The 24,804-nt window shown below is 39.4% G+C and carries 21 protein-coding genes and 1 tRNA gene; 19 read left to right on the top strand and 3 right to left on the bottom strand.

Features of this window, described 5'->3' with window-relative positions; translation table 11 throughout:
- The first annotated feature begins 622 nt into the window (after window positions 1–622).
- From R2S57_RS15835 to R2S57_RS15815, 5 genes are all read left to right on the top strand, one after another.
- Window positions 623–3,220 carry a DNA translocase FtsK gene (locus R2S57_RS15835; protein WP_316845932.1) on the top strand — a complete coding sequence of 866 codons (2,598 nt, stop codon included), beginning with the start codon at window positions 623–625 and terminating at the stop codon, window positions 3,218–3,220.
- A gap of 63 nt (window positions 3,221–3,283) precedes the next feature.
- Window positions 3,284–3,934 (top strand): LolA family protein, encoded by a 651-nt coding sequence (locus tag R2S57_RS15830; protein WP_025142915.1) that lies wholly within the window; start codon window positions 3,284–3,286, stop codon window positions 3,932–3,934.
- A 383-nt stretch (window positions 3,935–4,317) separates the two neighbouring features.
- Complete coding sequence (locus R2S57_RS15825; protein ID WP_025144383.1) at window positions 4,318–4,590, top strand: hypothetical protein; 273 nt, start codon at window positions 4,318–4,320, stop codon at window positions 4,588–4,590.
- Between the two features lie 49 nt (window positions 4,591–4,639).
- Complete coding sequence (locus tag R2S57_RS15820) at window positions 4,640–5,404, top strand: MBL fold metallo-hydrolase (protein WP_316845931.1); 765 nt, start codon at window positions 4,640–4,642, stop codon at window positions 5,402–5,404.
- Between the two features lie 89 nt (window positions 5,405–5,493).
- A tRNA-Leu gene (locus tag R2S57_RS15815) sits at window positions 5,494–5,577 on the top strand.
- Between the two features lie 296 nt (window positions 5,578–5,873).
- Here the strand turns inward: R2S57_RS15815 and R2S57_RS15810 are convergent.
- Complete coding sequence (locus R2S57_RS15810) at window positions 5,874–6,278, bottom strand: helix-turn-helix domain-containing protein (RefSeq protein ID WP_316845930.1); 405 nt, start codon at window positions 6,276–6,278, stop codon at window positions 5,874–5,876.
- A gap of 95 nt (window positions 6,279–6,373) precedes the next feature.
- On the opposite strand from R2S57_RS15810, the gene R2S57_RS15805 reads away from it, so the two are divergent.
- The 10 genes from R2S57_RS15805 to R2S57_RS15760 all read left to right on the top strand — a co-directional run bounded on the left by R2S57_RS15805 (window position 6,374) and on the right by R2S57_RS15760 (window position 19,023).
- Complete coding sequence (locus tag R2S57_RS15805) at window positions 6,374–7,102, top strand: SDR family oxidoreductase (protein WP_316845929.1); 729 nt, start codon at window positions 6,374–6,376, stop codon at window positions 7,100–7,102.
- Between the two features lie 11 nt (window positions 7,103–7,113).
- Window positions 7,114–7,878 (top strand): SDR family oxidoreductase, encoded by a 765-nt coding sequence (locus R2S57_RS15800; RefSeq protein ID WP_316845928.1) that lies wholly within the window; start codon window positions 7,114–7,116, stop codon window positions 7,876–7,878.
- Window positions 7,875–8,876: an NADP-dependent oxidoreductase gene (locus R2S57_RS15795; protein ID WP_316845927.1), complete on the top strand. Its 1,002-nt coding sequence runs from the start codon at window positions 7,875–7,877 to the stop codon at window positions 8,874–8,876. The genes R2S57_RS15800 and R2S57_RS15795 overlap by 4 nt, the downstream gene beginning before the upstream one ends.
- Window positions 8,877–8,964: 88 nt before the next feature.
- Window positions 8,965–10,032: a sensor histidine kinase gene (locus tag R2S57_RS15790; RefSeq protein WP_316845926.1), complete on the top strand. Its 1,068-nt coding sequence runs from the start codon at window positions 8,965–8,967 to the stop codon at window positions 10,030–10,032.
- Entirely contained in the window at window positions 10,007–10,765 is a 759-nt protein-coding gene (locus tag R2S57_RS15785) for a LytTR family DNA-binding domain-containing protein (RefSeq protein WP_316845925.1), read from the top strand. The genes R2S57_RS15790 and R2S57_RS15785 overlap by 26 nt, the downstream gene beginning before the upstream one ends.
- 128 nt (window positions 10,766–10,893) lie before the next feature.
- Window positions 10,894–12,219: a TolC family protein gene (locus tag R2S57_RS15780; protein ID WP_316845924.1), complete on the top strand. Its 1,326-nt coding sequence runs from the start codon at window positions 10,894–10,896 to the stop codon at window positions 12,217–12,219.
- Window positions 12,220–12,228: 9 nt separating this feature from the next.
- The gene (locus R2S57_RS15775) at window positions 12,229–13,287 is read left to right on the top strand and encodes an efflux RND transporter periplasmic adaptor subunit (RefSeq protein ID WP_316845923.1); all 1,059 of its coding nucleotides are present in this window, start codon (window positions 12,229–12,231) and stop codon (window positions 13,285–13,287) included.
- 11 nt (window positions 13,288–13,298) lie between these two features.
- Window positions 13,299–16,418: an efflux RND transporter permease subunit gene (locus tag R2S57_RS15770; RefSeq protein ID WP_316845922.1), complete on the top strand. Its 3,120-nt coding sequence runs from the start codon at window positions 13,299–13,301 to the stop codon at window positions 16,416–16,418.
- A gap of 5 nt (window positions 16,419–16,423) precedes the next feature.
- Window positions 16,424–17,431, top strand: coding sequence for a DUF6268 family outer membrane beta-barrel protein (locus tag R2S57_RS15765; RefSeq protein WP_316845921.1), 1,008 nt, complete (start codon window positions 16,424–16,426; stop codon window positions 17,429–17,431).
- 587 nt (window positions 17,432–18,018) lie between these two features.
- Window positions 18,019–19,023: a YhcG family protein gene (locus tag R2S57_RS15760; protein ID WP_316845920.1), complete on the top strand. Its 1,005-nt coding sequence runs from the start codon at window positions 18,019–18,021 to the stop codon at window positions 19,021–19,023.
- A gap of 495 nt (window positions 19,024–19,518) precedes the next feature.
- On the opposite strand, the gene R2S57_RS15755 is transcribed toward R2S57_RS15760, so the two are convergent.
- Window positions 19,519–20,337 (bottom strand): helix-turn-helix transcriptional regulator, encoded by an 819-nt coding sequence (locus tag R2S57_RS15755; protein ID WP_316845919.1) that lies wholly within the window; start codon window positions 20,335–20,337, stop codon window positions 19,519–19,521.
- A 117-nt stretch (window positions 20,338–20,454) separates the two neighbouring features.
- On the opposite strand from R2S57_RS15755, the gene R2S57_RS15750 reads away from it, so the two are divergent.
- From R2S57_RS15750 to R2S57_RS15735, 4 genes are read left to right on the top strand one after another with little or no spacing between them, the layout of a single operon-like run.
- Window positions 20,455–21,015 (top strand): DapH/DapD/GlmU-related protein, encoded by a 561-nt coding sequence (locus tag R2S57_RS15750; RefSeq protein ID WP_316845918.1) that lies wholly within the window; start codon window positions 20,455–20,457, stop codon window positions 21,013–21,015.
- A 2-nt stretch (window positions 21,016–21,017) separates the two neighbouring features.
- Window positions 21,018–22,088: an alpha/beta hydrolase gene (locus R2S57_RS15745; RefSeq protein ID WP_316845917.1), complete on the top strand. Its 1,071-nt coding sequence runs from the start codon at window positions 21,018–21,020 to the stop codon at window positions 22,086–22,088.
- Window positions 22,089–22,111: 23 nt separating this feature from the next.
- A complete protein-coding gene (locus tag R2S57_RS15740; protein WP_316845916.1) occupies window positions 22,112–22,597 on the top strand; it encodes a cupin domain-containing protein in 486 nt (161 codons plus the stop codon).
- A gap of 23 nt (window positions 22,598–22,620) precedes the next feature.
- Window positions 22,621–23,103 carry a cyclophilin-like fold protein gene (locus R2S57_RS15735; protein ID WP_316845915.1) on the top strand — a complete coding sequence of 161 codons (483 nt, stop codon included), beginning with the start codon at window positions 22,621–22,623 and terminating at the stop codon, window positions 23,101–23,103.
- A gap of 213 nt (window positions 23,104–23,316) precedes the next feature.
- Here R2S57_RS15735 and R2S57_RS15730 read toward each other — a convergent pair whose 3' ends face one another.
- Window positions 23,317–23,718: a hypothetical protein gene (locus tag R2S57_RS15730; RefSeq protein ID WP_316845914.1), complete on the bottom strand. Its 402-nt coding sequence runs from the start codon at window positions 23,716–23,718 to the stop codon at window positions 23,317–23,319.
- Window positions 23,719–24,804: the final 1,086 nt, after the last annotated feature.

Raw genomic sequence — 24,804 nt, 5'->3', positions numbered from 1 at the left:
GAAAAATGAACCAGCTAAGTCACTTATAAGTCTCAATTCGATATATAATATACTTTTAAAAGATCTGCTTTGGATGTTTTTAGCTCTTTGTCGTCACCCTGATCCGATAGTTATCGGATTTATTTTACGGTCTATTTAGTAGGAAAGATGCTGAAACAAGTTCAGCATGACGATCGCATGAGGAAAAAGAGGCAAAAAAAAATTTGTTCGCTACAAATAAAACTAATAGAGTTGATGTTATAAGGTCTCTGGTCTGAAAAAAATCCCGTTTAACCTCTCCAGGCAAAACGGGATAAAACCTAAAACAAAATCCGTTTCATTTGACAAAACGTAACAACTTGTGCGTTGTTAAAATAATAGACGATAATTTCTGTTTAAGGTTTAATGCCCGATGAATATTTTTATTTAATTTAAGGCAGATTATAGAAACACCATAAATTCACCAGCATATTTTAATTATTTCTACAGGTTGGTTCGTTGTTTGTATATGGAGGAGAGGAAATGATAAAACTGCTTATATCAGTAACAGTTGCAATTTGTGATTATTTTTTTTGTAAGCCTTTCGCAAATGCTGCGCAGTTTTATCTAAGTTTGTTCAATATTAAATTATTTAGGATAGAAAATGTCGGTAAGGGGTAACCAGTTTAAAACCAATACATTCAGAGATAAAGGTGCAGATAGTGCACCCGGCAGATCATCATCAGCGCGTCAGCCAAAAGAAAAAAGAGAATTTTTGCCAAGTTTCGATCTGGCCGACGGACGTGCAGTTAAAATTGTAGGTCTGTTTTTTGTGATATTATCGTTATACTTTTTAATTGCTTTTACCTCGTATCTGTTTACCTGGCAAGACGACCAGAGTTATGTAATCGATGCCAATGGCGGGTGGAGTAACCTTTTTAAAACAACCGAAGAATTAAAAGATGCGGGCGTTACCATACCTGTTGTACAAAACTGGCTGGGCAAATTTGGCGCCCTGCTGTCGCACCAGTTTATTTACGAATGGTTCGGCATTGCATCCTTCTTATTTGTATTGGCCTTTTTTATTATCGGCTACCGTTTATTATTCAAGGTTAAAATCCTTTCCATTTCAAAAACATTAGGGTATAGCTTTTTCTTTTTATTGTTTATTTCTTTAACCCTTGGCTTTGCACATAGCTTCTGGTCAGAATCTCCCCATTATTTAGAGGGTGAATTTGGTTACTGGAGCAATAAATTATTAGGGGCACAGATTGGCGCAGCAGGTGTTGCGGGATTAATTGCCTTTGCCGGATTAACCATTTTAATTATTGCCTATAATATCGATTTTAAATTCCCGGAACGTAAAGAGAAAGAAGTTTACCTGGATAACGAAACACCGGATTATGTAAACGATATCAGAGAACAATCGGTAAAAAACAAAACTTTTGAAAGTCCGTCTGAGCCCATTGAATTTCCGGTGCGCGATAAACCTCCTGTAAGTAACGAACGCAAGCAACAAAATGTAGTATTGCAGCCTAGCCGTTACGAAGAAAAAGAAGCCGAAGAAGAAGTTATACCTCCGGTTGTATTGTCGCCATTGGCTACCAATTTACCTTTGGCCACTGCTGCAGCGGCTACACTTCCGTTAACGGTTGAGCCGCCAATAGAAGCAGAAAAAGAACCTGCATTTACCATCGAGAAAACGGAAGAAGAAAAAAAATCGGAAGATCTGGTTGAGCAGTTCGGTAACTATGATGAAAAACTAGACTTATCGGGTTATAAATATCCAACGATTGATTTATTAGAAAACTATGGTACCAATAAAATTTCGGTTAATGCCGAAGAATTGGAGGCCAATAAAAATAAAATTGTTGAAACCCTTAACCATTACAATATCGAAATTGATAAGATTAAGGCAACAATTGGCCCAACGGTTACCCTTTACGAAATTATTCCAGCCCCTGGAGTTAGGATTTCGAAAATCAAAAACCTGGAGGATGATATTGCACTTTCATTGGCGGCTTTAGGGATCCGTATTATTGCACCAATGCCGGGTAAAGGAACCATTGGTATCGAAGTGCCGAACCAGCACCCTGAAATGGTGCCGATGCGCAGCATTTTAAATACCGAAAAATGGAGCCAAACCACAATGGATCTGCCAATTGCCTTAGGTAAAACCATCAGTAATGAAGTGTTTATCGCCGATCTGGCTAAAATGCCCCATTTATTGGTAGCAGGAGCTACTGGTCAGGGTAAATCGGTTGGTATCAATGCCATTCTGGTTTCGCTTTTATTCAAAAAACACCCTGCACAACTGAAATTTGTGTTGGTCGATCCGAAAAAGGTAGAGTTAACTTTATTTAACCGTATCGAAAGGCACTTTTTGGCCAAACTCCCGGGAGAAGCTGATGCCATTATTACCGATACCAAAAAAGTGGTGAATACTTTAAATTCACTTTGTATCGAAATGGATCAGCGTTACGATTTGTTGAAAGATGCACAGGTAAGAAATTTAAAAGAATACAACGATAAATTTATCAAGCGTAAGCTTAACCCGAATAACGGTCACCGCTTTTTACCTTTCATTGTTTTAGTGGTGGATGAGTTTGCCGATTTAATGATGACGGCCGGTAAGGAAGTTGAAGCCCCAATTGCACGTTTGGCCCAGCTGGCCAGGGCTATTGGAATCCACCTGGTTTTGGCTACACAGCGTCCATCGGTAAATATTATTACGGGTACCATTAAAGCCAACTTCCCGGCAAGGTTAGCCTTTAGGGTTTTATCGAAAATTGATTCGCGGACCATTTTAGATAGTGGCGGTGCCGATCAGCTAATTGGCCGAGGTGATATGCTTTTATCTACAGGAAGCGACTTAATCAGGCTACAGTGTGCTTTCGTTGATACACCTGAGGTAGACCGTATTTCGGAATATATCGGTAACCAGCGCGGTTATGCAGATGCCTATCAGTTGCCCGAATATGTAGATGAAGCAGGTGAGGGAAGCAAAGCTGATTTCGATCCCAATGAGCGTGATAAGTTCTTTGAGGATGCCGCCAGACTGATTGTGATGCATCAACAGGGTTCTACATCGCTAATACAGCGCAAACTTAAATTGGGCTACAATAGGGCAGGTAGAATTATCGATCAATTGGAAGCTGCCGGAATTGTTGGTCCTTTTGAAGGAAGCAAGGCCCGAGAGGTATTATATCCAGACGAATATTCTTTGGAACAATTCTTGAATAGTATGAACGACAAAGATTAGATTAAACCAATACCAAAAAATCTACTCTAACGTTTCAAAGACAAAAAACTTAAAAAAGAAAAGATGAAGAAATTAATTTCAGCATTAATGGTTGTCGTTGCTTTTACAACATCAACCTATGCTCAAACTGATGCGAAAGCTAAAGCCATTTTAGCTGATGTGAGTAAAAAATACAAATCGTATAATATCGTAAAAACAGATTTTACCTTTACTTTGGATAATCCAAAAGCCAAGGTAAAAGAAACCCAACAGGGTACCTTGTATGTTAAAGCCAACTCTAACAAGTATAAAGTGGCCATGACCAACCAGGAGTTGTTCAGCGATGGTAAAAGCCAGTGGACTTACCTTAAAAAAGACAAAGAAGTACAGGTAAGCAATGTAGATAATAGTGGCGATGCCATCAATCCTGCTAAAATCTTCACCGTTTACGAAAAAGGATTTAAATATGTGTATACCGGCGATGAAAAAGTAGGTGGTAAAACATATGAAATGATTGATTTAACACCTGTTGACGCTAAAAAATCGATTTTTAAAGTGCGTTTAAGTATTGATAAAGCAGCTAAACAGATTGCAAACGTTGTTTTGTTTGATAAAAACGGAAACAAGTACACTTACAATGTGAAAACTTTTTCGCCTAACGTAAATGTACCAGAAACTACTTTCGCTTTCGATGCCAAAAAATATCCTGGTGTTGAAGTGGTAGATTTAAGATAATGATTCTTACCGCCAAGGCGGGATGAAACCTGTAAGGTTCAGTTGGAAACAGCTGAACCTTTTTGTTTGATCACAATCTAAGCCATTTATCAACTAAGATGCGCTAAAGTGACTTAGGTGGTGGAAAAATTACCATTCTTTCCTATTGAACCACCTTAGACACCTTAGTTCAACTGAGCCATTTATCAACTAAGATGCGCTAAGGTGACTGAGGTGGTTAAAATTACCACTGTTTCTTATTGAACCACCTTAGACACCTGAGTTCAGCTGAGCCATTTATCAAGCAAGATGCACTCAGACGACTGAAGTGTTGACAAAATAAAACGTTATTTTTTACAAACGTATTTATGAATGCTGCGCAGATTTATCTAAGTTTGTTTCCAATGTCATTGCCACTAACAAACCATACTTTAGAGAAATTAGAAGCCCTGCTTTTTGCAATGGGTTATAAGGTACGTTACGAGAAAGGAAACTTTAAAACAGGTTCTTGCCTGCTCGAACACAATAAAGTGATTGTAGTGAATAAATTTTCCAATCTGGAAGGAAAAATTGCCGCATTGGTTACCCTGGTAAAACAGACCAATACCGACGAAAATCTGTTGGACGAAAAGCAGCGTCAGTTTTATCAATCCTTACAACAAACCGAATTATTTTAATGAAGATACAGCGCAAGGGTTACATCTATAAAATGGAAAGGTTAAGCAGATGAAAGTTACTTTTTTAGGTACCGGTACATCACAAGGCGTTCCTGTAATTGCCTGTACTTGTGAGGTCTGTAAATCTACAGATAAAAGAGACAACCGTTTAAGGACTTCCATTTTAGTGGAAACGGCCGATAAAACCATTGTGGTAGATAGTGGACCCGATTTCCGCTACCAGCTTTTGCGCGAAAAGGTAAAGGATCTGGATGCGGTGTTGTTTACGCACGAACACAAAGATCATATTGCGGGTTTAGATGATATCAGGCCTTTTAATTACTTACTCCATAAGGTAATTGATGTTTATGCTACCGAAAGGGTACAAGCGGCTTTAAAAAGAGAGTTCTATTACATCTTTGCCGAAACCAAATACCATGGTTTGCCACAGATTAACCTGCATACGGTAAACAATGGCGAAGATTTTAAGATTGGTGAAAGTACTATTATTCCATTTGAAGTGATGCACCATTTATTGCCGATTACGGGTTATAGGATTGGCGATTTTACTTATATCACCGATGCCAAAACCATATCTGAACAAAGTTTTGAAAAAATAAAGGGCTCAAAGGTATTGGTGTTGAATGCTTTGCAAAAGGAACCGCATATTTCGCATTTTACTTTGGACGAGGCCATTGCCTTTGCCGAAAGGATAGGGGCCGAAACCACCTATCTTACACACATCAGCCATAATTTGGGTAAACATGCTGATGTAGAGAAGGACCTGCCAGCTCACATCAGACTGGCCTACGATGGTTTAAAAATAGAAATGTAAATGTTGTTTCAGAAATACAAAATTAAATTATATTTGCAGCACAAACCCAGGTGGTGGTAGACGCCTTCGGGAATGATTAAATAGTAAATACCCAGGTGGCGAAATTGGTAGACGCACCAGCTTGAGGGGCTGGCGCCTGTATGGGTGTGGGAGTTCGAATCTCCTCTTGGGTACTGTTCTAAGTATGCATGCTTAGTATATAAACCGGACTTTGAACATAAAAAAGTCCGGTTTTTTATGTTCAAATCGGTCTTTAATGCTATCTCAGCCTTGTTCAAAGTATTCCTGCTTAAGCCTTTTTAAATTACGGGGTATTAGAAGATTATGTTTGAACTTAATTTTGTGTTAATATGGTATTTATTCTAACTATAGTGAATTAATCATTAAAGGGATGTCTAGTACATAAACTGAGATATGTGTAATATATGGCTCGTTAAGCCCAAAGAATCAGTTTAGATTGATTCAAATGTTATAACAATTCAATTATTTTGCTTGCTATAAATGCATCTTTATCTTTTTTTACTTCTTCAAGCATTACTCTTCTTTCCGGCGGCAGTGTAAAATATTTATCAGCCCATAAATTTATTTCAATCATTAGCGGAAGCAAATCAATCCCTTTCTGGGTTAGTTTGTATAAAACTTTTGCCTTGCTTTCGGGATGTTCCTGCTTTGTAATCACATCATTTTCTTCAAGCATTTGTAATCGGGACGCTAAGATATTGGTCGCTATTTTTTCTTCCGATTTTAGGAAATCGCCATAAGTACATTGTTTGGAGAACATCAAATCTCTCACAATCAGTAAAGACCATTTATCTCCCCATATATCTAATGAACTGCTAATAGGGCATTCAGACCGCTTTTTTAAATTTCCCATAAAATAAATCGCAAAACTACTTGCAAAATGAAAGTTGTTTATATATTTGCACTTGCAAAACGCAAGCAAATTTACATAATTAAATTATAGATACAATGAAAACAACAGGAAATACCATATTTATCAGTGGTGGAAGCGCTGGAATAGGTTTAGCCATAGCGAAAAAATTAAGCACAGCAGGTAATAAAATCATCATTAACGGACGTAACCAAGAACGCCTTAAAGATGCCTTAAGGGAATTAGAAAATACTGTTGCCATACAAGGCGATTTGTCGGTAAAAGCCGACAGAATTAAGATTGCAGAAGAATTAAAAAATAACCATCCCGCTGTAAACATCATCATTAACAATGCTGGTGCTGCTTTTATGAATGATTTAAGTGAGAGCAACAACAATGCAGCAGAAAAAGCATACGAGGAAATCAATACCAATTACATCAGCGTGATTGATTTTACTGCTTTAACTTTACCATTGCTCTTACAACAGAAAGAAGCTGCAATTGTAAATGTTTCTTCAATAGCTGTTTTCAGATCCAATAAATATTTGCCAACTTATTCGGCAAGTAAAGCAGCTTTACATAGCTATACACAAGGTTTGAGAGATACATTTGCGGATAACGAAAATCTGAGTGTTTATGAACTCTATCCACCATTGGTTAACACTGAATTTTCTGCAGAAATTGGTGGCGCAAGTGGTATTCCAGCGTCGGAAGTTGCCGATGAGCTGTTTGCTGCTTTAGAAAAAGATCAATTTGAGGTTCCTGTAGGCGATACCAAGAAAATCCACGAATTGGTGATTCCAATTACCGAAAATGTTCCTCATTAATTCAAGTCTTAATGATTTTAAAAGATAAAACCATCCTCATTACTGGCGGAGGATCAGGAATCGGGCTAGAAGCTACGAAACAATTTCTGCAGATTGGCGCTAAAGTGATCATAACTGGAAGAAACCAAGATAAATTGGCTGCTGCAAAAATAGCTTACCCAACATTAACTACCATACAAAGTGATGCTGGGAATGAGACCGATGCTTATGCGCTTTTTGAAAAGGTAAATAAACTGGGTGGTATCGATATACTCTATAACAATGCAGGTGTTGGTGTGCATCCCAAAAATTTAGGCGTTGCTAGTGATAATCATTTTAAAGGTGCTGAGTACGAAATGCAGGTCAATTATCTTGGCGTAGTCAGGTTGAACAATCTTTTTATGGAAATGCTAAAATCTAGAAAGGAAAGTGCCATTATCAATACCACTTCAATTTTGAGCATGGTGCCCTCACTGGTTGAAGCCACCTATTCGGCATCCAAAAGTGCACTGGCTTTTTATACCAAATCTTTAAGAGGCCACCTCGAAATTCTTGGTGCCAATGTAAAGGTTTTCGAACTGTTGCCACCTTTGGTTGATACGGATATGGTAGCCGATCGAGATGATAAAAAGATAAGCACCGAGCAATTGATTAAGGGGCTGATAAAGGGTCTAGAAAAAAACCAATATACCATTCGTGTGGGTGATTCGAAACTGATCTATGTATTGAACCGTTTTTTTCCTAAACTCACCTTTGGATTGATAAATCCGAAGAAAATAAATTCAATTTTAAAATGAAAGCATTTTCAATAAAAAAATACGATAAAAGAGGAGCGCTAGAACTTACTGATATTCCTACGCCAATCCTAAAGGATAATGAAGTATTGGTTGAAATCCATGCTGCGGGCTTAAATCTGCTTGATGCGAAAATAAAATCGGGAGAATTTAAGTTGATTTTACCTTACAAACTTCCAATCATTTTGGGGCATGATGTAGCTGGAGTTATTACTAAAGTTGGAAAAAATGTAAAGCGGTTTAAGTTAGGCGATGAAATTTATGCTCGTGTTTCAGATTTTCACATTGGCACCTTTGCAGAATATATCGCCATTGGCGAAGATGATTTGGCACTAAAGCCTAAGAATATTTCTATGGAAGAAGCGGCCTCTATCCCTCTAGTTGCACTTACGGCGTGGCAGGCTTTGGTAGAAAATGCTAAGCTGAAAAAAGATCAAAAGGTATTTATTCAGGCAGGCTCTGGAGGCGTAGGTACGATTGCTATTCAGCTGGCGAAACATTTGGGTGCAACGGTTGCTACAACAGCAAGTGAAAAAAGCTTCGAAATGCTGAAAAAACTTGGCGCAGATGTGCTGATCGATTACAAAAAAGAAGATTTTGAAACCATCCTGAAAGATTACGATGTGGTACTGAACAGCCAGGACAATAAAACATTGGAAAAATCATTGCGGGTAATTAAACCGGGAGGAAAGGCAATTTCTATTTCTGGCCCGCCTACACGAGAATTTGCCAAAGCAATTGGGGCTAATTGGTTGATCAAAACCATCCTTTCTCTAGTTAGTTTTGGTATCGTTAAAAAGGCAAGAAAACTTAATGTTGGCTATTCTTTTCTTTTTATGAGGGCAGATGGTGCACAATTGAAAGAAATCACTTCACTTACAGAAGCGGGAACAATTATTCCGGTAGTGGATAAAGTATTTCCATTTAACCAGACCAGCCAGGCATTGGAATATGTAGAGAGCGGACGTGCAAAAGGGAAAGTAGTGGTGAAGGTAAAGTAAGCCAAAGTTTCTTTTAATTCCTGATTTGTCAGTTTTATTTTCAAGTTTGTCCGCTTCCGCTTTCTAGTAATCATCATCCGCCTATAAAATGCTTACTTTTGGTGAAATGGAGAAAAAGCTGCCTATTAGACGAATGTTGAGCCTGGTTTTTTTGATGGCGATAATCGTTAATGGCATTGTTTATTTTGCTTTTTCGATTAACCCTAGTGAAATCCGTTCTTTGCCGGTGATTTTTAAAGGTTTAGTTTCCATGTCACTCGTCGGTATGATGAATATCGGTATTCTGGTTTGGTTAAAAGCGAAATATGAAAATGATATAGAAAAGATCAAGCTGTTTCGGTATCTTTCTGGCTATCCTTTAAGTTTGAGCATTTATTTATTGGTATTTCCAGTTTTTACCAGATTTATAGAAAAAGATGAAGGTTGGTCTGAGTTTACGCTACAAACCTTCATGATATTTGTCGTTTCCAGTTCTTTAGTTAACACTATGGTCACTATCGTGATTAACTTAGTGATGCTCCAAAACGAAAAGATGAATGCAGAACTGGAGCTTTCTAAAATTAAGACCGCACATGCCGAAGCAGAAATACTTTTGCTAAGGCAACAAATCCACCCGCATTTTTTGTTCAACGCACTCAATACACTTAAGTCATTGTATAAGGTTGATACCAAAACTGGCGATACTTATATGGTGCATTTGGCAAATTTTCTACGTGCATCTATTTTTGATCGCGATGCAGAGGTTTCCAGTTTGCAAGATGAACTTAGGTTACTTAATGATTATCTTGAAATGCAAAAAATCCGTTTCGGAACTGCAATTACGTGTACCATCGATACAAAGGAGGCAGATGGTAAAGATCTTTATCTGCCTGCTTTTTCACTCCAGCCACTTTTGGAGAATGCGATCAAGCATAATGAACTAACCGAAGAACTTCCGCTAAATATTGAAATTCAAGTTCTCTCTGGTATCATCAGCGTAAGCAATAATTTGCAGCCAAAAAAAAATGCGGAGCAATCTACTAACAGCGGTCTTGCCAACCTTTCCGAACGCTGTAAACTCCTTTCTGGCAATGATATTGCGATCAGCATAGAGAATGGGGAATTTATAGTAGGTATCAAATTATTAACAGATGAATATAGTAATCATAGAAGATGAGCGCCTGGTTGCTGAAGATCTGCAAAGTAGTATCTTACAACTTTTAGACAGTCCGGCCAACATTATACAATTACGTTCGGTAAAAGAAGCGATTGCTTATTTTGAAGGAAGCCACAAAGTTGATCTGGTTTTTAGCGATATACAACTTGGAGATGGCCTGAGCTTTGAAATTTTTATGAAGGTTGCAACAACAGCACCAATTATATTCTGTACAGCTTACGATCAGTATGCGATGGAAGCCTTTAGCGCCAATGGGATAGACTATATCCTTAAACCATTTACATCTGAAACACTAGAACGTGCATTAAACAAATACGGGCACCTTAAACAGCAGTTTTCTGGCGGTGGATATGAGCAGTTGATGGAGATTTTGACCAATCGAGAAAAGCAGGTAGTATCTTCTATTTTGGTTTATTATCAGGATAAAATCATGCCGATAAAGCTCAGTGAAATTGCACTTTTCTATCTTGAAAATGAGGTTACCCATATTGTTAGTTTCGATGGAAAAAGACATTACCCAAACAAGAGCCTGGAGGAACTTGAAAAAATAATTGGTCAAACGTTTTTTAGAGCTAACCGCCAGTACCTGGTTTCCCGCAAGGTGGTTAGAGACGTTTCGAGCTTTTTCTCCAGAAAGCTATCGCTTAACCTAACCATTAATTTTGAAGAGAAAATAATGGTCAGCAAGGTAAAAGCGCCGCTTTTTCTGGAGTGGCTATCAAAGGCAGACTAAAATCTGTTATGGCTTAGATCACCTCATTTTTCTATCCATCTCTTCGTTGCCGATTTTGTCCGCTTCGCGAATGTTTTGCTTTAACATGCTATTCCCTAAAGCCATCTTTGCAGAACAAATCATCAGTAATGAAGAAAAAGAATATCCTTTTTTGGCTGTGCATGCTACCTCTTTCACTAGTTGCCCAACAACGGTGGACATTAAAAGAATGTATCGAATACGGGCTGAGAAACAATAGAAGTACGCAGGTTTACCTCAACGAAAAAAAGATAGCCGATGCAAAAGCTAAAGAAGCATTGGCAGCCCATTTGCCAACCATTAGCCTTTCGGGTACAATAGACGATAACCTGAAGGTACAGGAAACGATTATACCGGCAGGGGTTTTTGGTCCAACTGATACCAGAGTTGCCTTTACCAAAAAGTTTAGCACCAATGCTACAGCTCAGCTCGATCAAACATTTTTTGATTTTTCGTTGATTACAGGTTTGAAAGCCAATAAATACAATAAGCAACAAGCCGAGCTCAATATCATCAAGAATGAAGAAACAATCATCTTCAATATCAGCACCGCTTATTATCAAATTTTTGTTTATCAGGAACAACTTGATTTTTTGAAGGCCAACCAGGAAACCTACAAAAAGCAAATGGAGATTAGCCGCTTGCAGGTTAACAAGGGCATTTTGCTACAGAAAGAACTTGATAAAATTACGGTCGATTATAATAATGCGGTTTCGCAAGGTGTAGTTGCAGAAAGTAATTTAAGTCTTTCGCAAAACCAGCTAAAATTTGAAATGGGTTTCCCTTTTGAAGACCCGCTGGAAGTTGAGCATTCAGGTGTGGGTCAATCACCCGTTCTTCCAACTTCAAATACGATTTTGGTAGCGGGAATTACCGATTACCGTATTTCGCAAACTGAAGCTAAATTGTTGGAGATTGATGAAAAAAGAATCAAAGCGGGTATTTATCCCAAACTTACTGCTTATGCCAGGTACGGAGGGGTAGGTTTTGGCGACCAGCTTGGGCAATCTTTCTCTTCCATAAGCGATTTTTCTGTGATAGGCCTTAAACTGAATTTTCCGATACTGGACTTTTTTAAAAGAAATGCACAATATAACCAAGCTAAGTTTAAGCGGATTAATGCCCAGGAAAACCTGAAGATAGACGAGAACAGGTACCAACTGGAATATCAGAACTCCCGTACCAAGGTAACGAAAGAGTTTATCAATATTGAAAATAACAAACGGACTATAGACCTAGCAAAATCGGTATTGGATGTAACGGATCTGCAATATCAAAAGGGAACTGTACCATTGAGCGAGTGGCTTACTGCACAACAATCCTTAAAAGAAGCCCAAAATAATTACCTGAGTTCGCTATACAATTACCTGTTGGCCAAAATTGAGCTCGAGAAAGCATCAGGGACTCTCAAAACAGCTTATTCATCTCAACACTAAATCATTAGCATGAAAACAAAATATGTATTGATAGCTATTGCCGTAATTCTTATCGGCATAGTGGTTTATCAGCTATCTGCAAATAAAAAGGAAATCAACAGCAAAAAGAACAAAAGTACACTAGTTGAAATCAAAATTCCGGTCAAGGTTGCTCAAGTCGTTCAACAGGAAATGGAAATTAGTATCAATAAAACGGGCGTGCTTGCTCCGTTCAGGGAAGTAAAAGCATTATCTATTACTAGCGGTACTATACGCGAGGTACGTTTCAAACTAGGAGATCAGGTGGCGCAAGGACAAGTACTTGCTCTTCTAGATGATCGCTTATTAAGGTTAGAATTGCAAAAAGCGCAATCGGCAGCCGCTAAATTAAAAAATGACCTGGATACTTATACTGAACTTCTTCGCGGAAAAGCGGCCACACAGGAAAAAGTAAATCAGTTAAATCAAGATTATTTGGATGCTAAAAACCTAGTTGCACAGGCGAGTAAAAATTTAGGTGATGCCGTTATTAAAGCACCAAACGCAGGAACAATTTCTGTTAAATCAGTTGAAGAAGGTCTTTACGTACCTGCCGGAACGGAGATTGCCACCATCATCAACCTATCGCAGGCCAAGGTATTGGTTAATCTTACCGAAAGTGAAGTGTACAAGGTTAAAAACGGGCAAAAAATTAAGATTACAACTGATGTTTATCCTGACCGGGAATTTCAGGGAACAATTAGTTTTATCAGTCCACAGGCAGACCAGACCAATAACTATCCTGTAGAGATCATGGTAGCAAACGCAACCAGAGAAGTATTACGGTCGGGCACTTTTGTATATGCCGATTTCTCTAGGAAAACCAGCCAACAAATTATTGTGATCCCTAGGGAGGCACTGACCGAAGGGGTGAAAAATGCGTCGGTTTATGTGGTTTCTAACGGTATTGCGAAGCTGAGGAAAATTGAAGCAGGGAGCGAAATTGGAGATAAGATTCAGGTCGTTTCTGGTCTTCAGCCCGGAGAAGTAGTTGTAACCTCGGGCCAGATCAATCTTAAAGAGGGAAGTGAAGTAAGTATCTCAAAATAAAACAGCCGTAAATGTCAATCTCAGAAATTGCCGTAAAACGGCCACTACTTATCATTGTTATTTTTACCGTTCTTATTTTGTTCGGTGTAATGAGCTATTTTAAGCTCAACTACAATCTTTTGCCCAAAATAGAGGTAGCAACGGTATCGGTAAGTACTATTTATCCTGGCGCTTCGGCGGCGGAAGTAGAAACTTCGGTAACCAGAAAGCTCGAAGATGCATTTTCTTCAGTTGAAGGTTTGGATAAAATCAGTTCGACCTCGCAGGAAGGGATATCGCAACTTTCAGTGTCGCTAAAAAGTGGTACCGATCTGGACGAAGCGGAACGATCCATCCAACGAAAAGCAGATCAGGTACAGAACGAATTGCCGGACAATGCAGATCGCCCGACAGTTAATAAAGTCAATTTGGAAGAAACACCAGTTGTAAGGGCAGGAGTTACCTCGAATATGGCGCCACGACAGTTGTATGATATGGTTGATAAGCAATTGTTGCCTATTTTGCAAAATGTTGCTGGAGTTGGGCAGGTAAGCATAGTGGGTGGTGATGAACGTCAAATCCAGATTAACATAGATCAGGACAAACTTAAAGCCTATGGCATTGGCATCAACCAAGTTACCGATGCAGTTGCCAATGCAAATCAATCCTTTCCGGCAGGAAAAATAGAAACCAAAGAACAACAACTTTCCATCCAGTACGATGCAAATGTAACTTCTATTGAACAACTGCGGGAGCTTATTGTGAAACAACGCCCAAAGGAGGGGAATGTTTACCTGAAAGATGTTGCCGAAGTGGTGGATGCCACGGCAAAAACCACGGCAATTAATCATATCAATGGTATTCCGGCCATCGGTATACAGATCATCAAACAGTCTGATGCCAATGCGGTAAACGTAAGTGAAGGCGTAAGGGCGAGTTTTGCCGCTATCGAAAAGCAATATTCTGGCAGTGGACTAAAATTTACAATTTCAAGCGATCAGTCTACCTATACGTTAGAGTCTGCAGATGCTGTGATTTTTGATATGGGACTAGCGGTAGTAATTGTAGCCATAGTAATGCTGGCCTTTCTGCACAGTTTCCGCAGTTCGATGTTCATTATGGTTGCCTTGCCATCTTCTATTATCCCGACTTTTATTGCGATGTATTTTCTTGGCTTTTCACTTAATCTGATGTCCTTGATGGCGCTTTCACTGGTCGTGGGGATTTTGGTTGATGATTCCATTGTAGTGCTGGAAAATATATATAGGCACTTGGAAATGGGCTCTGATAAACGAAAGGCGGCGCTTGACGGTAGAAGTGAAATTGGATTTACAGCACTTGCCATTACGCTGGTAGATGTGGTGGTTTTTCTACCCCTGGCTTTTGCCGGAGGATTGATCGGATCGATCCTGAGCGAATTTTCATTAGTGGTCGTAATTTCTACCTTAATGAGCCTTTTTGTGTCCTTTACCATTACCCCGATGTTGGCCAGTCGTTTTGGTAAAATAGAAGAACTTAATCCGAAAACCTTGTGGGGAAGGATAAACATCGGTTTCGAAAAAATCATCGATAATTTAAAAGAAGCCTACGTAGGGATGCTGGCAACGGTACTCCGCAAAAAACGCTGGTTACTTTCGGGCGTGATATTGCTGATCGTAGGATCTTTGATGCTGGTAGGAACTGGATTTATTGGTGGAGCTTTCATCCCCGCAGGGGATCAGGGCGAACTATTGCTGAAGATGGAACTTGCGCCATCATCGAGTATTTATCAGACAAACATGACGGTTCAGCAAGCGGAGAAAATTATCCTGGCAAAACCAGAAGTAGAAAGAGTTTTCTCGAGTATTGGTTTTGTAAGCGGTGGCGTGGCGGGAACTGGAAACAATGCGAATTTGGCTGAACTCACAGTTACCCTCAAAGGCAGAAAAGAGCGGATAATTAGCGCAGAAGATTTTGCCATCCAAATAGAGCGGGAACTTACCGCTGTTATTCCGGGCATAAAAGTTACCGCTTTGCCAACCTCAATTTCTGGTGGTGGCGGACAAATACCTATTCAAATTGCGGTTAAGGGAACAGACCTTGCTTCGGTAAGAAAAGTAGCCGATCAATATAAAACCCTGGTAGCAAGTGTGCCTGGAACACAGTTTGTTCAGTTATCTGTAAAAGACCAGAAACAGCAGATAGAGGTGAAACTGAACCGTGAAAAGATGACCTTGTTGGGGCTCAACGCTAGTCAGGTAGGAAACGCTTTGCAAAATGCCTTCAGTGGTAACGATAAGGGAAAATTTAAACAAGTTGGAAATGAATATGATATTCTTATCGGGTTGGATGAATATAGTCGTTCGGATATCAATAATGTAAAAAACCTGTCATTTACCAACAGCGATGGTCAAAGCTTTGTGCTGAGCCAATTTGCGCAGGTAGTTAGTGGGATGGGAGAAAGTGTATTGCAACGCAGCGATAGGCTAAGTTCTATTACCGTAAACTCCAATGTAGCTGGACGCCCGGTAGGTACCATTGCTACAGAAATTAAAGAAAAAGCGAAGCTGATTGAACTTCCTACGGGAGTTACGGTAGAATATTTGGGCGATGTAAAAAACCAGGGCGATGCTTTTGGAAGTTTGGGCTTGGCACTGGTTATCGCAATTTTGCTGGTCTATCTGGTCATGGTTGCGCTTTACGAAAGTCTGATATATCCTTTTGTGGTATTGTTTTCTATTCCGGTTGCGCTTATTGGTGCCTTATTGGCCTTAGCATTAGCTATGGAAACACTAAATATCTTCTCCATTATTGGTATGGTGATGTTGTTGGGTCTCGTTTCAAAAAATGCGATCCTGATCGTAGATTTTGCCAACCACCTTAAGAGCGAAGGGCGTTCGGTAAAGGATGCGTTGATAGAAGCTGGAAAAGAAAGACTCAGACCAATTTTAATGACCACGCTCGCCATGATACTGGGCATGTTGCCGATTGCACTTGCCAGTGGGCCCGGAGCAGAAATTAAGAACGGAATGGCTTGGGTAATTATAGGAGGACTCACAAGTTCTATGGTGCTTACCCTTTTTGTAGTACCTGCAATGTATCTCATCGTTGAAAATGTGAAAGCAAGGTTTGCTAAAAAAACAAATAACAATATTCAAATTCAAGAAGCATAAAAAACATGAAAAGATCAATAATATCTTTGGTATTTATTATAGGCGCAGTCAATTTTTGCTGCGCACAACAACAGGAGCTCAGCAAAAAAACAATGGATTCTATTGGTAGGGCCAGGCTTGAAGAAGCAGCTATCCTCAATCCTGTTCTACGCCAGGTGACGGTTTCTACTGATTTGATAGGAAAAGGAAACATTGAAAGTAGCTTGCTCGGAAGTCCGCTGTTAAAGGGCAAAGCCAGTACGCTGCGTACCACAATAATAATGAACTTGCCTGTTGCTGCTTGGGGTAAAAATTCCTTCGGCATCTCTGGAACGTTTTTTCAGCAGGAGATCAGGGTAAGTGATATACAGAGTTTTAGTCCGACTTTGAGTAATGAAGATGTAATTTTTAATAAAGGTACCTTTGGGCTTACCGCCTCATTTACCCGTAGGGATTCTCTTTTCGGACGCCCGGTTTATTATATGGCCAGCGCAACGGGAGTAACCAACGACATCGAGAAGGTTAAACGGGTTAGCTTTTTAGGGACTGCGGTATTTCCTTTAAAACAAACTGCAACAACTAGGTATTCGATAGGTGCGGTAATTAATATTGACCCTTCTTTAAAAGTGCCTGCATTCGTGATATTTAACTACTGGCATAAGTTTGCCAATAAACTGGAACTGAACGTGAATATGCCTAGTGGTGTAGGGTTAAGAAGGGAATTTTCGAATCGTTTCTGGGCAACTGCAGGTACAACATTGGGGGGCTCGCTCGCCTTTTTCGACCTTAACAGTGCCAATTTGCCAAAGGATGCAAACTATACTACTATTGATCTTAAATCAGGAATAGGAGCAGAATATCGCGTAGGGAAAAAGATGATTTTCGGTATAAATGGTGGCGTTTTGACACCGCTTTCGGCACGTGCTTTTGATCGGAAAGAAACCTCAAGCGAATATTTTGTGAAGAATAAGCTAAGTAACGTCCCTTATGTTAATTTTAGTTTCTCACTTTTGCCCTTTTTACGGAAGAAATAGATAACTGGTAATTTTCACATTTGCCAAATTTTTTGTTCTATTATAATCTGGTCAAGGTGATTTGATGGAAAATCACCTTGAATTTTAACATCTGATTAAATGAATTTTTTTCTCTCCAAATCCTCAATTATAGGCTCTATAAGCAATAAAAAGCGATTTAAATGTTCAAAGTATTCCTGCTGATCGGTACGCTAAAAGCTTCGGTAAAACCGAAGCTTTTTTGTTTACGGCCTCAGTAATATCTTAAAGGCGACCCCGATAGCTATCGGGGTGGTAGATGCACCAGCTTGAGGGGCTGGCGCCTGTATGGTGTGGGAGTTCGATCCGATAGCTATCGGATTTCCTCTTGGGTGCAACCGCACTTTGAACATTTTAAGGTGCAGTTTTTTATGCCAAGTGGTGTTTCAACGTGTATCAGCATTGTTTAAAGTATTCCTGTTTAGCTTCAGTATGGCAAGGGGGATAGGAGATTAGCTTAGAGCTATTTGTTGATAGCCATTTCCTTTAATTTATTCAATTGTAAATATGTGCTTGTAATTCTTCTTCTATTTTAACTCCTCATCATTTGTTTTCTTTAAATTTGAGTTATGACCAATTATATCGAAGAAATCAGAGGTATATTATCTGCAGCTAGACAAAACGCTTACACCGCTGTGAACGCAGCAATGGTTGAGGCATATTGGCTGATCGGAAAACGTATTGTTGAGCAAGAACAGCATGGTGAAGAAAGAGCGATTTATGGAGAAGGTATTTTGAAAGAACTTTCTAAAGCTTTGACAACTGAATTTGGTAAAGGTTTCTCTTACTCCAATTTATATAATTTCAGGCAGTTTTATCTTACTTACCCTGAGCAAAACAAATTCTACACACTGTGTAGAAAATTGACATGGAGCCATAACCGGTTAATAATGAGGGTTGAAAGTGAAGGTGCTAGAATATATTATTTAAACGAAACTGCAGAACAGAACTGGAGTGTTCGAACTCTGGAGCGTAATATTAACACTTTCTATTATCATAGGCTGCTGTCTTCGAGTGATAAAACTATAAATCAAACCGAAAGTGAGATATTGGAGAAACAACGACCTGAAGATTTTATTAAAGACCCCTATATCTTTGAATTTCTAAATATTGAGCAACCTGCAACTGCAAATGAGTCTGAAATAGAAACAGCATTAATAGAGAACCTGCAGCAATTTTTGCTTGAGTTAGGAAAGGGTTTTTCTTTTGTGGGCAGGCAATTTCGAATCAGTGCGGAAATAGATCATTTTTATATTGATTTGGTCTTTTATAATTATCTGCTTAAATGTTTCGTGCTAATTGATTTAAAAGCTGGAAAACTTACCCATCAACATGTTGGTCAAATGGATATGTATAGGCGAATGTTTGATGACCTAAAAAAACCGGAAGGTGATAATCCAACAATAGGTATTATTCTTTGCACCGAAAAAAGTGAAACAGTGGTTAAGTATTCTGTAATCAACGATAATCCCAGACTCTTCGCTACTAAATATATGCCTTATTTGCCTACAGAAGAAGAGCTGATTGCAGAAATAGAGCGGGAAAAGGTAAAACTTAACCTTTTTAATAGTTAAAAGACCAGTTCCCATATTTTGCCAAATTTTTGTTCTATTATAATCTGGTCAAGGTAGTCTAATCGAAAATTGTCCTAAGTTTTTTCCGCTCCAAATCTTCGATTATAGCTTCAGTAAGCAATAAAAAGCGATTTAAATGTTCAATTATTCCTGCTGATTGGTATACTAAAAGCTTCGGTAAAACCGAAGCTTTTTTGTTTACGGCCTCAGTCATATCTTTAAAGGCGACCGCGATAGCTATCAGGGTGGTAGACGCACCAGCTTGAGGGACTGGCGCCTGTATAGGTGTGGGAGTTCGAGCCGATAGCTATCGGATCTCCTCTTGGGTACGGTTCTAAGTATGCATACTTACGGTATTATCCTTAACTTGAACAAGTCAAAGTACGGATTTTTAATGTCAAATTGGGCTTTAAATCCTTATTGGCCCTGTTCAAAGTATACCTGCTGAAGGCTTTTGTGAATACGGGGGGACGAGCAGATTTTGTAGAACAAATTTTATCCAATTCGCTCCCGATATTCCTTAGGGGTAATGCCTAAAAGTTTTTTTACATAGCGGGTAAAGAACGAACGGCTTGAAAAAGCCAATTCATCGGCTATTTCGGAAATATTAAGGTTCTTATTTTGCAAGAGTATAATGATTCGCTCTCTTGCGTTACGTTGTATCCATTCGGAGGCGGTTATTCCTGTATTAATTTTGCAAATGTAATTAAGGTATTTGGCTGTTATATTCAGTTTATCGCTGTAAAACCGTACTTCGCGCTGTGTCATGCAATGCTCCTGTACTAATTGTATAAACCGTTCATATAAGGTTCCGCTTTGCAAGCTTCGTTTTTTTCTGTCGAGCTCGTCTTCAAAAATGTGCCACATTTCTAAAAGAAAAAGTTGCATCTGAAGTTTAAGTGCTTCCTCATAAAACCGATGGTTGGTTTCCAGTGACATATCGTAAAGCAACTTAAAATTTTTCAGGATTTTCTCTTTGTCTTTTTTATCCGGATGCAAAATCGGATATTCTTTAGAGTGTATAATGCTGTCTATACTCGCTGTGGCACTCGGCAAACTTACGGTAAGTAATTCGCGGTCGACAAACAAAATTGTGGCCTTAAAACTTTTTGAAAAAGACAGGTCTGAAACGTTAATACCCGCCAACCAAAAGATAAACTCGCCTTTTTTACTTTGATATTGCCGGCCGTTAAACACAAATTTTACGCTCCCACTTTGACAATAGATATGTGTATGAAACCGGATATTAAAATTTTCTGGAAATTGATTTGCTGATACCGCTTTGCAGAGCATAACTTTTTGATTTGCTGCCATATTAAATAAAAATAGAATAATTAATTGATAATAGGCAATATTTGACATTACTTGCGAAATAAATGTAACAAAACACCTTTTGAGTAGGTTTATCTTTGTTCCTATAAAGAAATGGATATGAACACGAAAGATATTTTCGAGAGGTTACGTAATGGGGAAATCATTTCACCAGACGATCCGGAAGCCTATCAACTGATGGAAGCTTCTTTTGCAACAAAAAAGCTTTTGGTTCAGATGAACAATTCAACAAAACCAGAAGAAATCAGAAACTTATTAGGCCAGATCATAGGTTCAGAAATCGACGAAACTGTTAACATATTTACCCCTTTGTACATCAATTACGGAAAACATACAAAAATTGGTAAAAGTGTGTTCATCAATTTCGATTGCGTGTTTTTGGATCTGGGTGGAATTACCATTGAAGACAATGTGTTTATCGGTCCGAAAGTAAGTTTATTATCGGAAGGACATCCAATCTCAAGGGAAGACCGACATTCGTTAATTCCTAAAGCTATCCATATCAAAAAAAATGCCTGGGTTGGTGCGGGCGCATCTATACTTCAAGGGGTAACCATAGGAGAAAATGCGGTCGTTGCAGCTGGCGCAGTTGTCTCAAAAGACGTCGCTCCAAACACAGTTGTCGGAGGGGTTCCGGCAAAATTTATTAAAAACATTTAAGTATGAAAAAATCAATTCTTATTGCGCTAACGGCAGTCCTTTGTTATAATACCGCAGGTGCACAATCAACATCCAACTCAATACAGATGAAAGAAATATCAGCAAAAGGCTATACCACCTTTAAGGTAAGTGATAAGGTTACACTGTACGCAGTTAAATTCAAAAATCAGTATAACCTGCAAGTAGCCGGACATCTTTTCGTACCCAAAAATTTGGAAAGGAGAACAAAAAATTCCGCAATAGTTGTAGGCCACCCAATGGGCGCGGTAAAGGAGCAGAGCGCCGATGTTTATGCCTCGAACATGGCGGACAGGGGCTTTATTGCCTTAGCTATTGATCTTTCATTTTGGGGGGAAAGTGAAGGCTCGCCCCGTAATGCGGTCCTACCCGAAATGTATGCCGAAGATTTCAGCGCCGCAGTGGATTTTCTTGGTACGAGGGATTTTGTAGATCGGGAGCGCATAGGCGTTCTTGGTGTATGTGGAAGCGGAAGCTTTGTGATCAGCGCGGCCAAGATCGACCCAAGGATGAAAGCAATTGCAACGGTAAGCATGTATGATATGGGTTCAGCAAGCCGTAATGGGCTGAATCATTCTCAGAGCCTTGAACAAAGGAAAAAAAATCAGGCAGAAGCCGCTGAACAACGATATGCTGAATTTTTAGGTGGTGAAACCAAATATACGGGTGGAACTACTCACCAGCTGGATGAAAATACGCATCCTATACAGCGTGAGTTCTTTGAGTTTTATCGCACCCCAAGGGGAGAGTATACCCCAAACGGTGTCTCGCCTAAAACCACAACACATCCTACATTGAGCAGTAACACCAAGTTCAATAACTTCTATCCGTTCAATGATATAGAAACTATTTCTCCGCGCCCTATGCTGTTCATCACCGGGGATAAGGCACACTCAAGGGAATTTAGCGAGGATGCTTTCAAAAGAGCGGGACAGCCAAAGGAACTGGTTATCGTTCCAAATGCAGGCCATGTTGATCTTTACGATAAAACCGACCTGATCCCATTCGATAGGCTGGAAGCTTTTTTCATCAAACATCTAAGAGAAAACAAATAATAAAAACCTGAAATCAAAAAACGATGAAAACATTAACAATAACCGCAATTGCTACCCTGTTGTTCCTGAGCATCAGCGGCAGTGCCCAGAATACCAGCAAGGCAGATCAGAAAATATTGAATTTTATTTTTCCGAAAGGTGAGCTCGGGCCATCCGGAAATTTCACTGGCAAGGCCTGGAACATCGGTCTTGTTGAAAATGATACGATATATAATACCGTTGTGGGTAACGTGTACTTCGAGCCTGGGGCGAGAAGTAATTGGCACAGGCATCCCTCAGGGCAGATACTGATCATTACCGATGGTACAGGCTACCACCAGATTAAGGGACAACCCAAACAGAGTCTCAAAAAGGGCGATATCGTAAAATGCCCGCCCAATGTAGAACACTGGCATGGCGCAAGCCCCGATACCGGTATGTTGCAGCAATACATTTTACCTAAGACAGAAAAGGGTGTCGTGACCTGGCTTCACAAGGTAACCGACGAAGAATATCTCGGTAATAAATAAATACCTTCTAAAATGAAAATAACATGCCTCTATTAATAACCCTTATCATGGTTTGTTCCTTGTCTTTAAGTACGTCAAGCTGTGGCAAAAATAATGAGCTGGGAACAACACAAGAGAATGCGAATAATACGAACGGGAATACGACTAATCCAGCGGGAAGTAAAATGAAGATTACAATAGGCACTGCTGTGTTTACAGCTACGCTAAGCAACAATTCCACGGGAAATGCTTTTAAAACAAGACTACCAATTACCCTAAATATGACCGAGCTGAATAGCAATGAAAAATATGTCGATTTTCAAACCGCATTGCCGTCTAATGCAGCCAATCCAGGTACAATCCAACCGGGAGACATCTTGCTGTACGGTTCCAATACCATTGTGCTTTTCTACAAAACCTTTTCAACCTCATACCGCTACACGAGTATCGCACGGATCGATAATCCTTCCAGTCTTGCCGCTGCGCTGGGAAACGGAAGCATAACGGTAAAGTTTGAATTGGAGTAGAGATGGAGTTTGAAAAGAGATTCTGGCCTTAACAATTAATTTCCATATCTGCCAAATTTTTTGTTCTATTATAATCTTGTCAAGGTGATCTAATCGAAAATTGTCCTAAGTTTTTTCCTCCCAAAATCCTCGATTATAGCTTCAATAAGCAATTTAAATGTTCAAAATATTCCTGCTGATTGGTACGCTAAAGCTTCGGTAGAACCGAAGCTTTTACTTCCCGGTTTCTTTTTCAATTTTCAAAAGCATTTGTTTCCCGTTTTCGTTCCTAGGATTTAACTCAATCGATTTTTGATACATTTTTACGGCCGCTTCTTTTTTATCACATTGATGCAAAGCTTCAGCATAACTATCAAACACATTCCAACTCTTTGGGAAAATTAAAGTGGCTGCATTGAAAACATGCAAAGCATTTTCACATTTTTGAAGCCGAAGAAACTGATAACCCAATCTGTTAAAATCTCTTTCCGAAGCCTCATAAATACCCGGATTGTTCAAATATTCCTGAATCAACTGAGTGGCTTTTTCCTTATTTCCATTTTCAATTAAACTTCCGTAGATTCTTGAAAGACTTTGAGCAGGAATGGTATAAGGCATATCGTTTATTAAATTCAAAACAGCATTAGAAATAGGAAAAACAGGCGTATTTCCCAAATTAGAAATAAGAATTACGGTTTGATTTTTAGTGCGTATTTCAACGAAACTGGTCAATCCATTTCGGGCCAAACTGTACGCGAATTTGATGCCGGACGGTCGTCTAAAATGTTCCTTTCCCTCTGAACAAAAACAGGCCTCGACCTCAAATTTCCTTCTTCCTGGAGCAACCAGATTCATCTAATTCAGGTTCACATCCAATCTATCCCTTAAGATCAACAATGGATCTTTAATGGAAAATCATAGAGGAATTCCACCTAAAAGACGCGCCACAGCACCCAAACCCCTCCAGACAGATCGAAGATTGCATCTAGCAGTAATTTAACGCCTGAGCCTTTTATTTGGCCTGAAATTAAATGGAATTGCCGAGAGAAGAAATTCTGATCCAAAGATCAGCGCCGTCAGTTTGGTCCGAAACAGCTCGTCAGTTTGCAGCGAAACAGGGTGTCAGCATAAATGCGAAACGCGTGTACACTTTTGCCGAAATACGAAAATTACTAGTGCTGAGTATCAAATACTAACCGGTATAGGTAAATCCGTTGTTGTTACTGATCTTCGGGAACTTGTTGACAGCGGTATCATTAAAATGCAAGGTGCTGGGCGTTCGACCAAATATGTGCTTAATTATTAAGATGGCTATACTGATTTAGCATTATTGTGCAATTTATCTGTCCGTTTTTCGTCCGTTATTTGTCCGGAAGTAAATCAGAATGCAAGTGTGAAAAAAATGTTTTCGTTTCGGATTGGTATGAAAAGTGCCTTATTCATGTTGTTACTGCGTTGTGTAGTTGCTAATGCTTGATATCGCTTAGGTTTCTATTCGTCCGATAAATCGTCCGATTGTTATGGATAAAAATTAATTCGTCGTAAATGCCAGGCTCTGGCCAATTGGAGATTATTCGATATATGGTCACCTTCTCACCGCTAATGTGTGCAGTTTTTTGGGGGGAGGTCAATTTCAGCTATCCGTTTGGCTTGCAAAATCATTCAGCGGCCAATTGGCAATTGCGGTTATACCCCTTTTAGGAGTACACTTATGCCGCTCTT

The sequence above is a fragment of the Pedobacter psychrodurus genome (assembly GCF_032678585.1).
GTDB lineage: Bacteria > Bacteroidota > Bacteroidia > Sphingobacteriales > Sphingobacteriaceae > Pedobacter > Pedobacter psychrodurus_A.
Note: the sequence above shows the minus strand (reverse complement) of the source record. Positions and strands in the feature narration are given on the sequence as shown.